The sequence below is a fragment of the Bradyrhizobium sp. USDA 4353 genome, assembly GCF_054063215.1.
Window position 1 is genome coordinate 3,763,338 of record NZ_JBSSGB010000001.1, and the last position, 14,308, is coordinate 3,777,645.

At 64.4% G+C, this 14,308-nt stretch carries 13 protein-coding genes; 5 read left to right on the forward strand and 8 right to left on the reverse strand.

The window, feature by feature from the left end; translation table 11 throughout:
* Positions 1-80: 80 nt before the first annotated feature.
* From ACVILH_RS16845 to ACVILH_RS16870, 6 genes are all read right to left on the reverse strand, one after another.
* Positions 81-920 (reverse strand): ABC transporter ATP-binding protein, encoded by an 840-nt coding sequence (locus tag ACVILH_RS16845; protein WP_456713884.1) that lies wholly within the window; start codon positions 918-920, stop codon positions 81-83.
* Between the two features lie 139 nt (positions 921-1,059).
* Positions 1,060-2,346, reverse strand: a complete 1,287-nt coding sequence (locus ACVILH_RS16850) for an ABC transporter substrate-binding protein (RefSeq protein ID WP_456713885.1) — start codon at positions 2,344-2,346, stop codon at positions 1,060-1,062.
* A 56-nt stretch (positions 2,347-2,402) separates the two neighbouring features.
* Positions 2,403-3,476 (reverse strand): branched-chain amino acid ABC transporter permease, encoded by a 1,074-nt coding sequence (locus ACVILH_RS16855; RefSeq protein WP_456713886.1) that lies wholly within the window; start codon positions 3,474-3,476, stop codon positions 2,403-2,405.
* 4 nt (positions 3,477-3,480) lie between these two features.
* Positions 3,481-4,374 carry a branched-chain amino acid ABC transporter permease gene (locus ACVILH_RS16860; protein ID WP_456713887.1) on the reverse strand — a complete coding sequence of 298 codons (894 nt, stop codon included), beginning with the start codon at positions 4,372-4,374 and terminating at the stop codon, positions 3,481-3,483.
* A 355-nt stretch (positions 4,375-4,729) separates the two neighbouring features.
* Positions 4,730-6,661, reverse strand: coding sequence for an AMP-binding protein (locus ACVILH_RS16865; RefSeq protein WP_456713888.1), 1,932 nt, complete (start codon positions 6,659-6,661; stop codon positions 4,730-4,732).
* A complete protein-coding gene (locus tag ACVILH_RS16870) occupies positions 6,658-7,467 on the reverse strand; it encodes an ABC transporter ATP-binding protein (RefSeq protein ID WP_006609497.1) in 810 nt (269 codons plus the stop codon). Before ACVILH_RS16870 ends, ACVILH_RS16865 begins: the two co-directional genes overlap by 4 nt.
* A gap of 344 nt (positions 7,468-7,811) precedes the next feature.
* Here ACVILH_RS16870 and ACVILH_RS16875 point away from each other — a divergent pair, with 344 nt between their 5' ends.
* Complete coding sequence (locus ACVILH_RS16875; protein ID WP_456713889.1) at positions 7,812-8,486, forward strand: Crp/Fnr family transcriptional regulator; 675 nt, start codon at positions 7,812-7,814, stop codon at positions 8,484-8,486.
* A 41-nt stretch (positions 8,487-8,527) separates the two neighbouring features.
* A complete protein-coding gene (gene fcl / locus ACVILH_RS16880; RefSeq protein ID WP_456713890.1) occupies positions 8,528-9,481 on the forward strand; it encodes a GDP-L-fucose synthase in 954 nt (317 codons plus the stop codon).
* Between the two features lie 131 nt (positions 9,482-9,612).
* Here the strand turns inward: fcl and ACVILH_RS16885 are convergent, their stop codons facing one another.
* Positions 9,613-10,455: a uroporphyrinogen-III synthase gene (locus tag ACVILH_RS16885; protein ID WP_456713891.1), complete on the reverse strand. Its 843-nt coding sequence runs from the start codon at positions 10,453-10,455 to the stop codon at positions 9,613-9,615.
* Positions 10,456-10,603: 148 nt separating this feature from the next.
* On the opposite strand from ACVILH_RS16885, the gene purU reads away from it, so the two are divergent.
* A complete protein-coding gene (purU, locus tag ACVILH_RS16890; protein ID WP_456713892.1) occupies positions 10,604-11,467 on the forward strand; it encodes a formyltetrahydrofolate deformylase in 864 nt (287 codons plus the stop codon).
* A 56-nt stretch (positions 11,468-11,523) separates the two neighbouring features.
* On the opposite strand, the gene ACVILH_RS16895 is transcribed toward purU, so the two are convergent.
* A complete protein-coding gene (locus ACVILH_RS16895; RefSeq protein WP_456713893.1) occupies positions 11,524-11,805 on the reverse strand; it encodes a hypothetical protein in 282 nt (93 codons plus the stop codon).
* 349 nt (positions 11,806-12,154) lie between these two features.
* On the opposite strand from ACVILH_RS16895, the gene ACVILH_RS16900 reads away from it, so the two are divergent.
* Positions 12,155-13,300, forward strand: a complete 1,146-nt coding sequence (locus tag ACVILH_RS16900; protein WP_456717005.1) for an ABC transporter substrate-binding protein — start codon at positions 12,155-12,157, stop codon at positions 13,298-13,300.
* Between the two features lie 132 nt (positions 13,301-13,432).
* Positions 13,433-14,302, forward strand: coding sequence for a branched-chain amino acid ABC transporter permease (locus ACVILH_RS16905; RefSeq protein WP_456717006.1), 870 nt, complete (start codon positions 13,433-13,435; stop codon positions 14,300-14,302).
* The last annotated feature ends 6 nt before the right edge of the window (positions 14,303-14,308 follow it).

Consider the following 14,308-nt stretch of genomic DNA (forward strand, 5'->3'; position numbering starts at 1 on the left):
GCTGCCCCTCACCCCGACCCTCACAGCGCGAGCGAAGCTCGTCGCGCCCCCGTAAGAACGGGGAGAGGGAGAAGAAACAGCTACAGCCACCGCTTCCGCCGCTTGAAGCTCTTCAGGTTCTTAAAACTCTTGCGCTGGTCGCCGGCGCCGCCGAGGTAGAATTCCTTGACATCCTCATTGTCGCGCAAGCTGTCCGCCGTGCCGTCGAGCACCACCTTGCCTTGCTCCATGATGTAGCCGTGGCTCGCGACCGACAGCGCCGCGCGCGCGTTCTGCTCGACCAGGAGGATGGTGACGCCGAGATCCCGGTTGATCTCCTTGATGATCGCGAACACCTCTTTCACCAGCAGCGGCGACAGGCCCATCGACGGCTCGTCCATCAGGATCATCTTCGGCCGCGCCATCAGCGCGCGCCCGATCGCCAGCATCTGCTGCTCGCCGCCGGAGAGATAACCGGCGAGGCCAGTGCGCTCCTTCAGCCGCGGGAAATAGTTGTACACCATCTCGATGTCGCTGTTCACCTCGCGGTCCGAGCGGGTGAACGCGCCGAGCTTGAGGTTTTCGAGCGAGGTCATGTCGGCGACGATGCGCCGGCCTTCCATGACCTGGAAGATACCGCGGCGGACGATCTTCTCCGGATCGATGCCGTCGATGCGCGCCCCATCGAACATGATCTCGCCGCGGGTGACCTCACCGTCCTCGGTCTTGAGCAGGCCGGAGATCGCCTTCAAGGTCGTCGACTTGCCGGCGCCATTGGCGCCGAGCAGCGCGACGATTGCGCCCTGGGGCACATCGAGGCTGAGCCCGCGCAGCACCAGGATGACGTCGTCATAGACGACCTCGATGTTGCGCACGGAGAGCAGCGGGGCGGCTGTCCCCGCAGCTGTGCTCATCCGTGGATTTTCAAGTGTATCGGTCATGGCGACACTCTATCCGTCGTCATGCCCGGGCTTGACCCGGGCATCCACGCCCATCGGCGTGTGAAGCTGGACGTGATGGCCGGGACATCTGCGCGAAGACGCGCTTCGCGCTTTTGCCCGGCCATGACGCTGGGTGGAACTACCAACCCGCCCATTCGGCCTTGCGCGGCAGCTCGATCGTCTTCACCTTTTCGAGCTTGATCACGCCCTTGGCCATCAGATCATTCAGGTCGCCATCGGTCGGACCGGTCACACGCGCACGATAAAGGTCGACCTTCATCGTTCCGCGATGGTCCTTCTCGGTCCAGGTCGAGGGGCTGCAGACGCCTTCCATGCCTGATGGCACCCAGTCCTTCTTCTGGTGGAAGCCCTTGGCGACGTTCTCGCCGGTCGGGCCGCCATTCTTCGCAGCCCATTCGATCGCTTCCTTCATGTAGAGCGAGGAGCAGACGGCTGCGATGTAGTGCACCGGGCGATACACCTTGCCGGTGGGATCGGACATCTTGGCGATCTCCTGCACCGTCTTCATGCCCGGCGCGTCACCGCCCCAGCCAACGGAGGTGCGCAGCGGGAAGATCACGCCATCGGCGGCATCGCCCGCGGTCTTGGCGGCGTTCTCATCCATGCCCCAGACGTTGGACAGGAACTGGATGTCGACGCCGGCGTTCTTGCAGGCCTTCATCACCGAGATGTTGGAAGCCGCCGTGTTGCCCAGATAGGCGTAGTTGGCGCCGGAGCTCTTCAGGCTGAGGCACTGCGCGCTGTAGTCACCGGGCGCGAGCGCGAACACCAGCGGCGGCAGCACCTCGAAGCCGAGCTCGGTGGCGAGCGCCTCGCCCGCGGCCTTCGGCGCGTTGGGGTAGGGGTGGTTGGCGCCCATGTGGACGAACTTGGGCTTGCCGGGCTTGCCCTTGGCCTTCCAGTCCTCGGCCGCCCAGGTCAGCTCGGCGCGCAGCGCGTCCGAGTAGCTCGGCCCGTAGAAGAAGTTGTAGGGCGCGGGCTTGGCCTTGCCGCTGGTCCCTTCCGGATCAGTGAGCGCGGCCGCGTAGGAGCCGGACATGTCCGGGATCTTGTCATTGGCGAGGAAGCCGGTCAGCGCCTCGGTGTCGGCAGTGCCCCAGCCCATGATCGCGGCAACCTTGTTGTCCGGCGCGGACCACTTCTTGTAGAGCGCGATCGCCTTCGGCACCTGATAGCCGTAGTCGTTGCTGTCGACCGCAAGCTGCTTGCCGCCGATGCCGCCGTTCTTGTTGATCCAGGCAAAGGTGTCGACGACACCCTGGCCATAGGGCGTGCCCACGTCGGACGTGCCGCCCGAGAGATCCTGCAGATGGCCGATCGCGATCTGCTGTGCGTTCGCGGATGATACGAAGGTGCCTGCGAGCAGCGCCAGCGCCGCCGAGCCGAGCCATGTCTTGATGTTCATCGTGCTTCCTCCTGTGGTGGTCGGGCCGGATTGCCGCCGGTCCCTGTTGGTTGAAATCAATGTGAGAACGGATAGAGCTTCCAATATGTCTTGATCTGCCGCCAGCGGTGCGCCAGCCCGTCCGGCTCGAACATCAGGAAGGCGATGATGATCAGGCCGATCGCGATCTCGCGCAGGAAGGTGATGTTGTTGTTGAGCGCCAGCGCCTTGTCGATCGCGCCGCCCTTGAGGTAATGGCTCAGCAACTCCATCGATTCCGGCAGCAGCACCACGAAGGCGGTCCCCATCAGGGTGCCCATGATCGAGCCGGTGCCGCCGATGATGATCATCGCCAGGAACAGGATCGAGCGTTCGATGCCAAAACCCTCCTGCGAGACCACCAGCTGGTAATGCGCATAGAGCGCGCCGGCGATGCCGGCGAAGAACGCGGCGAGGCCGAACGAGAGCGTCCTGTACTTGGTCAAATTGATTCCCATGATCTCGGCCGAGAGATAATGGTCGCGGATCGCGATCAGCGCCCGGCCATCGCGGGTGCGCATCAGGTTGGTGACCAGGATGTAGCTGACCAGCACATAGGCCAGCACGACGTAGAAATATTGCCGGTCGCCGCGCAGCGTATAGCCTAGAATCGAGAACGGATTGGCCGACGCCGGTACCGAGCCGCCGGAGAACCATTCCGCGCGCGAGAAGAAGTCGAGCAGGATGTATTGCGCGGCGAGGGTGGCGATGACGAGATAGAGCCCCTTCAGCCGCGCGGCGGGAATGCCGAACACGAGCCCGACCAGCGCCGTGATCACGCCGGCCAGCGGGATCGAGAAGAACACGGGGATGGCATAGGTGTTGTTGATGTAGGCCGAAGTGAAGGCGCCGAGCAGAAAGAAGCCGGCCTGGCCGATCGAGATCTGCCCGGTGAAGCCGACCAGGATGTTCAAGCCGAGGGCTGCGATCGAGAAGATGCCGATCTGGATCGCGATCGACAACCAGAATTCCGAGAACACCTGCGGCGCGAAGCACAGCAGGATGACGCCGGCAATCGCGAAATTGCGGCTGGTCTTGGTGGGAAAGATCGTGGTGTCGGCCGCGTAGGAGGTGCGGAAGTCACCGGCGGGGATGGTGGAGCGTGCAACCATGATGTCAGATCCGCTCGATGTCGCGTGTGCCGAACAGGCCGTAGGGCTTGATCATCAGGATGATGATCAGCACGTAGAACGGCGCGATCTCGTACAGATTGCCCCAGTGCAGATACTGGCTGTCGACATACTGCGCGATGTTCTCGAGCAGGCCGATGATGATGCCGCCGAGCACGGCGCCACCGACGGAGTCGAGGCCGCCGAGGATCGCCGCCGGGAACACCTTGATGCCGTAGGCGGAGAGGCCGGAGGAGACGCCGTTGACGACGGCGACCACCACTCCGGCGACGGCCGAAACTGTCGCCGAGATCGCCCAGGCCATCGCGAACACGCTCTTGACGGAGATGCCGAGCGACTGCGCAACCTGCTGGTTGAAGGCGGTGGCGCGCATCGCGAGCCCGTATTTCGAGGCTTTGAAGAACCAGGCCATGCCGAGCATCATCAGCACGGAGACGACGAGGCTCATCACATAGACGGTCTGGATCTGTAGCCCGAAGATGTCGACCGCCTTGCTGGAAAACACCGGCGGGAACGGCTGCGGGTTGACGCCGTAGATCCATTTCAGCGCCGCCTGGAACACGGTCGACAGGCCGATCGTCACCATGATGACGGAGATGATCGGCTCGCCGATCATGGGACGGAGGATCACGACCTGGATCGCGATGCCGAACGCGAACATGAAGACCAGCGACAGCGGCATGCCGGCCCAGAACGGCACCTGGAATTTGGTGAGCAGGGTCCAGCACACCCACGCGCCGATCAGCAGCAGCTCACCTTGCGCGAAATTGACGACCTGCGTGGCCTTGTAGATCAACACGAACGACATCGCGACCACGCCATAGAGCGTGCCGACCACGAGGCCGTTGACCAGGAGCTGGATGAGGAAGGCGGTGTTCATGATCAGTCTCACTCGTCATCGCCGGGCTTGACCCGGCGATCGATCACGAGAGGGATTGTAGGGTGGGCAAAGCGACGCGTGCCCACCATCGGCTGGGTTCGGTGTGAGTCGGTGGGCACGGCGCTTCGCGCCTTTGCCCACCCTACGGATCTTGCTTCGCATGCAGATGCACCCTCTCCCCTTGTGGGAGAGGGTGGCTGCGCGGAGCGCAGCCGGGTGAGGGGTTCTCTCCGCGGGCGAGCGAGGGGAGAGGGACCCCTCACCCGACCGCGCTCGTGTCGACCGGCGGAGATGCCCTCTCCCACAAGGGGAGAGGGCGCAGTCATGAGCGGCGCAGTTTGCTGAAGCAGGCCCATCATTCCGCCGCCTCCGCCATCGGTCCATGCCCGCCCAGATCCACCACCTTCAGCGTCGTGCGGATGCGCTGGGTGGTGCCGTCCTGGAAGCGGATGATGGTGTCGACGGGGATGGCCGGCTTGCCGCCATAGATGCCGTCGATGATGTCGGCGTATTTCTCGTTGATGACGCTGCGGCGGACTTTTCGGGTGCGGGTCAGCTCGCCGTCGTCGGCGTCGAGCTCCTTGTAGAGCAGCAGGAAGCGGGCGATGCGTTGCGCCGGCGGGAGGTGCGCGTTGACGGTCTCGACCTCCTTCTGCAGCAGCGCGTAGACCTCGTTGCGCGAGGCGAGATCGGAGTAGGTGGTGAAGGCGATGCGGTTCTTTTCCGCCCATTTCGAGATGATCGAGTAGCGGATGCAGATCATCGCCGCGAGATGCTCGCGCCCCGCGCCGAGCACGACGGCTTCCGCGATATAGGGCGAGAATTTCAGCTTGTTCTCGATATATTGCGGCGAGAAGCGCTGGCCGTGCGAGGTCTCGGCAAGGTCCTTGATGCGGTCTATGACCACGAGCTGCTTGGCGTCGTTGAAATAGCCGGCGTCGCCGGAATGCATCCAGCCGTCCTTGATGTCGGCGGCCGAGGCTTCCGGGTTCTTGTAGTACCCTAGGAACATGTTGGGATGGCGCACCAGGATCTCGCCGATGCCCTGGCTGTCGGGCTGATCGATCTTGATTTCGATATCAGCGGCCATCGGCACGCCGGTCGTGTCGGGATCGACCTTGTCGTCGGGATGCAGGGTGTAGGCCCCCAGCAGCTCAGTCTGGCCGTACAGCGTGCGCAGCGGCACGCCCATGGCGCGGAAGAACTTGAACGTGTCCGGCCCGAGCGCCGCGCCGCCGGTGGCGGCCGAGCGCAGCCGGGTGAAGCCGAGCCGGTCGCGCAAGGCGCGGAACAGCAGCATGTCGGCGAAGCTCGAATGCTGGCCCTTCTCCAGTGCGGCGAGGCCGCTCGACATGCCCAACTGATACAGCCGCTGCTTCAGCGGCGAGGCGTCCATCACGGCAGCGCGGACGTCGGCGGCGATCTGCTCCCAGACCCTTGGTGCGAACAGCACGAAGGTCGGCGCGATCTCGCGGAAGTCGTTCATCATGGTATCGGGCTCTTCGACGAAGTTGACCTTCATCCGGCAGAGCAGGCCTTTGCCGAGCACGTAGACCTGTTCCATGATCCAGGGCAGCGGCAGCACCGAGACGTATTCATCCTCCGGACCCTTGGGGTCGAAGGCGAGATAGGTAGCGCAGTGCTTCAGCACGCGCGCGGCCGAGAGCATCGCGAGCTTGGGATGCGAGGTCGTGCCCGAGGTGGTGCAGAGAATGGCGACATCGTCGCCGACGGTCGCATCGACCATGCGGTCGTAGAGGTCAGGCTCACGGGCCGCGCGGTTGCGGCCGAGCTCGGCCAGCCTGTCGGCCGGCATCAGCCGGGGATCATCGTATTTCCGCATGCCGCGCGGATCGGAATAGATGATGTGCCTCAGCGCCGGCACGCGGTCGGCGAGGTTGAGCAGCTTGTCGACCTGCTCCTCGTCCTCGGCGAACACCAGCCGCGCTTCGCCGTAGTTCAGGAGATAGGCGGCCTCATCGTCGAGCACGTCGCGATAGAGGCCGAGGCTGTGGCCGCGGATGGCATGCGTCGCGATTTCAGCCGCGACCCAGTCTGGCCGGTTGTCGCCGATGATGCCGATCACGTCGTCCTTGCCGAGCCCGAGCTCGACCATCCCCAGCGCGAAGTCGCGCACGCGCGCCTGGTAGTCGGCCCAGGTGAACGTCCGCCAGAGTCCGAGATCCTTCTCGCGCAGCGCAATGTCCTTGCCGTGCTCTCTGGCATTCAGCCGCAGCAGCTTCGGATAGGTGTCGGCCTGCTTGACGCGGCCTGCGTAGTCCATCATGCGGCGTCCTCCGCGATGGAGGGCGCCTCGTCGGGATCGACCAGCAGCTCGTCCTCCTCGCCGAGATAGGCGCGCTTGACGTGGGGATCGGCGAGCACCGCGGCGGGATCGCCCTCGGCGATCTTGCGGCCGAAATCGAGCACCATGACGCGGTGGGAGATGTCCATGACCACGCCCATGTCGTGCTCGATCATCACGACGGTCATGCCGTATTCCTCGTTGAGGTCGACGATGTAGCGCGCCATGTCCTCCTTCTCCTCGAAGTTCATGCCGGCCATCGGCTCGTCGAGGAGGATCAGATGCGGCTCCAGCGCCATGGCGCGGGCGAGCTCGACGCGTTTGCGCAGGCCGTAGGAGAGGGTGCCCGCCGGCGCCTTGCGCACCGACTGCAGGTCGAGAAAGTCGATGATCTGCTCGACCTTCTCGCGGTGCTTCAGCTCCTCGCGCCGCGCGCCGGTGAGCCAGTACAGCGATCCCGTGAGGAAGTTGTTCTTCAAGAGGTGATGGCGCCCGACCATGATGTTGTCGAGCACGCTCATGTGGTGGAACAGCGCGAGGTTCTGGAAGGTGCGGCCGATGCCGATATTGGCGCGCGCGTTCGGCGGCAGGCCGGTGATGTCGCGCCCGCGATGGAACAGGCGGCCCTCGGTCGGCTTGTAGCGGCCGGAGATGCAGTTGACGATCGAGGTCTTGCCGGCGCCGTTCGGGCCGATGATCGAGAACAGCTCGCCCTCGCGCACGCCGAAGCTGACGTCGGTCAGGGCTTTCACCCCGCCGAAACGCAGCGAGACTCCGCGCGCTTCCAACGTATACTCCAAATCGTCCTCCCGAAGTCCTTGTCGGCGCTTGTCGCGCTCTTCAAGCCTCGTCCCGTGCGGCGGTGATGGGCCGCACGTGTCGCAATCTATCCCGCTCATCGGTTCCGCGCCATCCGACGAATGACGGTCCGGCCGTACGGTGCGTTTTGCCGCATCTTCAGGCCGATCCACGTCATCCGTCCAGCACGTGCCGAGTCGAATGCGGTGGTCCTGGTTAGGGGAAAGCGCTATCAGGAACTGTCTTGCGCTTGACAATTCCCAGGCAAAATTCATGACGTGATTGTTGCGATGCAATATGGTCGCGGCGAGATTCGACGAGACGAGATGACGGCTTGATCGCCTCCGACACCCTGCTGCGCATCGCCCCCTGGTCGCGCCATTTGAAGCCCGAGGAGGTCGACGTCGCCTCGGCCGGCATCGTCGAGCGTGCCTTCGCCGCCAACGAGCATATCTTCCTGCGCGGCGACCAGTTCGACTACTGGACCGGCATTGTCACCGGTCTTGCGCGAATGAGCACGGTCTCGCGTGGCGGCAAGGCGACGACCTTCGCAGGCATGTCGGCGGGCGCCTGGTTCGGCGAGGGCAGCGTGCTGAAGAACGAGCCGCGCCGCTATGACGTGGTGGCGCTGCGCGACACCCGGGCGGCACTGATGGAGCGTCCGACCTTCATGTGGCTGTTCGAGAACAGCGTCGGCTTCAACCGCTTCCTGGTCACCCAGCTCAACGAGCGGCTCGGTCAGTTCATCGGTCTCGTCGAGGTCGGCCGCACGCTGGACGCGACCGCGCGGCTCGCCCGCAGCATCGCCGCGCTGTTCAACCCGATCCTCTACCCCAACACGACGCGTCACCTGGAGATCACCCAGGAGGAGATCGGGGCGCTGTCCGGCCTGTCGCGGCAGAACGCCAATCAATGCCTCAAGACCTTGGAGCGCGAGGGTCTGTTGCGGGTGGAATATGGCGGGATCACGATCCTCAATCTCGACCAGCTGCGCTGCTATGGAGACTAGATCTGTGTCCCGAATTGACGTGGCACGTCAGGAGCTGGCCCGTGGCGTCGAGCTTTGATCTCGCCGGAAAGCGCGTCTTCGTTGCCGGTCATCGCGGCATGGTCGGCGGCGCGCTGGTGCGGCGCTTGGGGCGGGAGGATGTCGAGCTGGTCACGGTCTCGCGCAGCCAGGTCGATCTGCGCGATCAGGCCGCGGTGTTCTCATGGTTTGCGAAGGTCAGGCCGCAGGTCGTGTTTCTCGCCGCGGCCAAGGTCGGCGGCATCGTCGCCAACAACACGCTGCGCGCCGAATTCATCTACGACAACATCGCGATCGCCACCAACGTCATCCATGCCGCGCATGTGAACGGCGCCGAGAAGCTGATGTTTCTCGGCTCGTCCTGCATCTACCCGAAGCTCGCCCCGCAGCCGCTGCGCGAGGACGCAATGCTGACCGGGCCGCTCGAGCCGACCAACGAGCCCTATGCCATCGCCAAGATCGCCGGCATCAAGATGGTCGAGGCTTATCGCAGCCAATACGGCGCCGACTTCATCAACGTGATGCCGACCAACCTTTATGGTCCTGGCGACAACTATCATCCGGAATACAGCCATGTCGTTGCGGCACTGATCCGGCGCTTCCATGAAGCGAAGCTGGTTGACGCGCCGGAGGTCGTGGTCTGGGGCACCGGCACGCCGCGGCGCGAATTTCTCTATGTCGACGACATGGCCGATGCCTGTGTTCATCTGATGAAGACCTATTCGGATCCCGAGCTGGTCAACATCGGCACCGGCCAGGATATCACGATTGCGGACTTCGCGCGCCTGGTGGCTACAGCCGTCGGCTATCAGGGCCGCATCAGCTTCGATCCCTCGCGCCCCGACGGCACGCCGCGCAAGCTGCTCGACGTTTCCCGCCTGGCAAAGCTCGGCTGGCGCGCAACGACGTCGCTGGAGGAGGGCCTCGCGCAGGCTTACCAGGCATTCCTGCAGGAGACGGGGCAGGCGGCGGCCTGATCCTCCGCTGTCGTCCCGGCCTTGAGCCGGGACCCATACCGCGTGATGTCCGAAATGGGCAGGCGGCGCATTCCACGCGTCTCATCGCGTTCGGTGGCTATGGGTCCCGGCTCAAGCCCGGGACGACACCGTTAGTGAGGTGCCGTCCGTTGCGACTTCACGCCCAGCGCGGTCGCCATGGCCGAGATCAGCGGCTTCATGAAATACGCCTCGCCCGTTGGCGTGATCGACGGTGACAAGCCATGCGCTGCCAACTCCTCCGTCACCACAGGCCCCACGGACGCGATCGGTGTGCGCGCCAGGCCCTGCCGCAGCCGATCCTCCACGCCGTGCGCCTTGGCGACATCGAACAAGCGTCGCGGCTGGCCCGAGCTCGTCAGCGCGATGGCGTCGACCTTGCCGGCGGTCATCTCGTCGATCGCGGTGAGGATGTTCGCATCGGCCGCCTTGGCGTCATAGATATAGGGCAGGACCGTATCGACCTCGGCGCCACCGGCTTGGATGGCGCCGATCAGCGCCGAATGATCCTTATCGGGATAAAGCTGCAGGCCGAGCCGGTGGCCCTTCAAGTCGTGGCGCGCCAGCAGCTCGGCGACGCCTTCGGAGGTCGGCTTCTCCGTGGTGACTTGCGCCTCGAGGCCGAGCTCACGCAGGGCGCGCCCCGGCTTGGGACCGCGGGTGAATTTGCGCGCCTTGCCCAGCGCGGCGACGAACTCCGGCTCGACACCGATTCGTCGCACGACCGTCATCAGCCTGCGCAGGCCTTCTCCGGTCATCAGCACCAGGTCGTCGAATGGCCTGGAGATGCCGCGGCGGATCCAGGCTTCGATCGGCGCTGGATCGGGCGCGTCCTCGATCGTGAACATCGGACATTGCAGCACGTCGGCGCCTTGCTCGGCGAGCAGCCGCGAGAATTGCGCTTCCTCGCGGGTTTCCAGGATCAGGATGCGGTTGCCGGTCAGCCGGTCGGCCATGCCATTCTCCACCGAGACGGGTGATGTTTTGTTCATCCTGCCCCCTTGCCGAGCGTTGGCGCAAGGGTGTGGAGGGTGATAGAGCAGGGCCCGAACGGGCGCCAAGCCTGCATCCTTCATCCTTCTCATCCGCCGGTCCATCATCGCCATGTCCGACCACCAGTATGTCCTGACCCTGTCCTGCCCGGATCGTCCCGGGATCGTCTCGGCCGTCTCCACCTTCCTTGCCCATAACGGCCAGAACATTCTCGACGCCCAGCAGTTCGGCGACTTCGAGACGGGTCACTTCTTCATGCGCGTGGTGTTCACGGCCGCCGATCTCGCGGTGAACCTGCCGGCGTTGCAGACCGGCTTCGCGGCGATCGCCGAGCGCTTCGCGATGGATTGGCAGATGCGGGACCGTGCCGGGCAGCGCCGGGTCATGCTGCTGGTCTCGAAGTTCGACCACTGCCTGGTCGACATCCTCTATCGCTGGCGCACCCGCGACCTGTCGATGATCCCGACCGCGATCGTCTCCAATCATCCGCGCGAGACCTATGCCGGGCTCGACTTCGGCGACATTCCGTTCCACCACATGGCGGTGACCAAGGACACCAAGCGCGACCAGGAGCAGGCGATCCTGAAGCTTGTCGACGACACCAAGACCGATCTCGTCGTGCTCGCCCGCTACATGCAGATCCTGTCGGACGAGATGTCGGCGAGCCTGTCGGGCCGCTGCATCAACATCCACCACTCGTTCCTGCCGGGCTTCAAGGGCGCAAAACCCTATCACCAGGCCTATGAGCGCGGCGTCAAGCTGATCGGCGCCACCGCGCATTACGTCACCCGCGATCTCGACGAAGGCCCGATCATCGACCAGGATGTCGAGCGCATCAGCCATCGCGACACGCCGGAGGACCTCGTGCGCAAGGGCCGCGACATCGAGCGCCGCGTGCTGGCGCGCGCGATCCGCTATCATCTCGAGGACCGCGTCATCCTCAACGGCCGCAAGACCGTCGTGTTCATAGACTAGTCGAAGCGCGGGCGGATGTCGCCCGCGGTCCGGCCCAAATCGCGGATCGTAGGCCCTCAACGCCGAGGCGTGGCCGCCTGGGCATTCGCGTCCGACTGCGTCTCCTTGTCGCGCTCGCTTGCCGGCATCTGGCGCCGCCGCTCGCGCTCCTGCATGGAGCGGTCGTATTCGGCGGTGCCTGGCCGGGGCGGGGCGTCCGCGGGCAGACCGCCGGCCCATTGCGGCATCAGATCGCCCATCCCGGCGCCGACCTTCTCGTTGATCGACGAGCAGCCAGCCAGGGACAGGCCTACTGCGGCAGCCAGTGGGATGAGGACGAGACGAAAACTGCGTGGCATGTGTCAGCAACACCATATGGAACAAGGCAGGCCAGCCGCGCGGCAATTCCGCCTTCAAGCGTGCAATTCAGTCGAATTGATGCTAGGTAATATAATACTCTTTAGTAGCTTGTCCGTCCTTTCGGAGCCCACGCTCATCGGCGGCCAAGCCTCTGAAGAAATTCCCCAGTTGCATGGCTGGCATACAGAATCTATTCCGAATTGCTATAGCTGTTAGAGCGTGCGGCAGGTGTTCGGAGATCACAAATCGCTCTAGCGTCGCCGCAAAACTGAACATTTGATCGTGAGCACCGCCCGTAGAGGCGGCGCAAAGGGAGGATGGCACGTGAACAATCGAATTGCGGGTCTGATGTTGGCCGGCGCCGCCGCCGCGCTCGCCGCCTATCCGGCGTATGCCGAAGACACCTTCAAGATCGGCCTGATCGTGCCGATGACCGGCGGCCAGGCGTCGACCGGCAAGCAGATCGACAATGCGATCAAGCTCTATATGCAACAGAACGGCGACACCGTCGCCGGCAAGAAGATCCAGGTCATTCTCAAGGACGACGCCGCGCTGCCCGACAACACCAAGCGGCTGGCGCAGGAGCTGATCGTCAACGACAAGGTCAACGTGATCGCCGGCTTCGGCGTGACCCCGGCCGCTTTTGCCGCCGCGCCGCTCGCCACCCAGGGCAAGATCCCGGAGGTCGTGATGGCCGCGGGCACCTCGATCATTACCGAGAAGTCGCCCTATATCGTCCGTACCAGCTTCACGCTGCCGCAGTCCTCCACCATCATCGGCGATTGGGCGGTCAAGAACGGCATCAAGAAGGTCGCGACCCTGACCTCGGACTACGCGCCGGGCAACGATGCGCTGGCGTCGTTCAAGGAGCGCTTCACCTCCGGCGGCGGCGAGATCGTCGAGGAGGTCAAGGTCCCGCTGCAGAACCCGGATTTCGCGCCGTTCCTGCAGCGCATGAAGGACTCCAAGCCCGACGCGATGTTCGTGTTCGTGCCGGCCGGGCAGGGCGGCAACTTCATGAAGCAATATGCCGAGCGCGGCCTCGACAAGAGCGGCATCAAGGTGATTGGGCCGGGCGACGTCACCGACGACGACCTTCTCAACGACATGGGCGACGCGGTGCTCGGCGCGGTCACCGCGCACATCTATTCGGCGGCGCATCCGTCGGAAAAGAACAAGGAGTTCGTCGCGGCCTACAAGAAGGCCTACAACAGCCGTCCGGGCTTCATGGCCGTTGGCGGTTACGACGGCATCCACCTGATCTACCAGGCCCTGAAGAAGACCGAGGGCAAGACCGACGGCGACTCGCTGCTCGCGGCGATGAAGGGCATGGCCTGGGAGAGCCCGCGCGGCCCGATCTCGATCGATCCGGAGACCCGCGACATCGTCCAGAACGTCTATATCCGCAAGGTCGAGAAGGTCGACGGCGAGCTCTACAATGTCGAGTTCCAGACCTTTGACGCCGTGAAGGATCCGGGCAAGGCGAAGAAGTGACGCCGCGTGAGCGGCGTCATCCCGGAGCGGCGGTGCCGATGAACCCGGGATCTCGACATGATCAAGAGATTCCGGGTTCAGCGCTGCGCGCTGCCCCGGAATGACGATCTCCAACCCGGCTCGCCTCTTTCAATGACCTCCATCCTCACCAATCTGTTCGACGGCGTCGCCTACGGCATGCTGCTGTTCGTACTGGCCTGCGGGCTCGCCGTGACGCTCGGCCTGATGAACTTCGTCAATCTGGCGCATGGCGCCTTCGCCATGGCCGGCGGCTATGTCTGCGCGGTGCTCGTCAACCGGATCGGCTGGCCGTTCTTCGCCGCGCTGCCGATGGCCTTCGTCGCCAGCGCCGTGATCGGCGCGCTCTTGGAGCGGACGCTCTATCAGCATCTCTACGCGCGCAGCCATCTCGACCAGGTGCTGTTCTCGATCGGGCTGGTGTTCATAACGGTCGCGACCGTCGACTACATCATGGGCTCGTCGCGAATCTTCATCAAATTGCCGGCGGTGCTGCAGGGCCAGTTCGACATCTTCGGCGTCGGCATCGGCCGCTACCGGCTGATGATCATCGTGATCTGCGGCCTGCTCACGGTGGGCTTGCAACTCGTGCTGTCCAAGACGCGGTTCGGCAGCCGGCTGCGCGCCGCGGTCGATGATCCCCGCGCCGCCAGCGGCCTCGGCATCAACGTGCCGCAGGTGTTCGCCTTCACCTTCGCGTTCGGCTGCGGCCTCGCCGGCCTGGGCGGCGCGCTGAGCGCAGAGATCCTCGGCCTCGATCCGTATTTCCCGCTGAAGTTCATGATCTACTTCCTGATCGTCGTGACCGTCGGCGGCTCGTCCTCGATCACCGGCCCCTTCCTGGCCTCGCTGCTGCTCGGCATCGGCGATGTCGCCGGCAAATATTACGTGCCGAAGCTCGGGCCGTTCGTCATCTACACCATCATGATCGTGATCCTGATCTGGCGCCCGAACGGCCTGTTCGGTCGCACGGCGACGCGGTGAGGATCG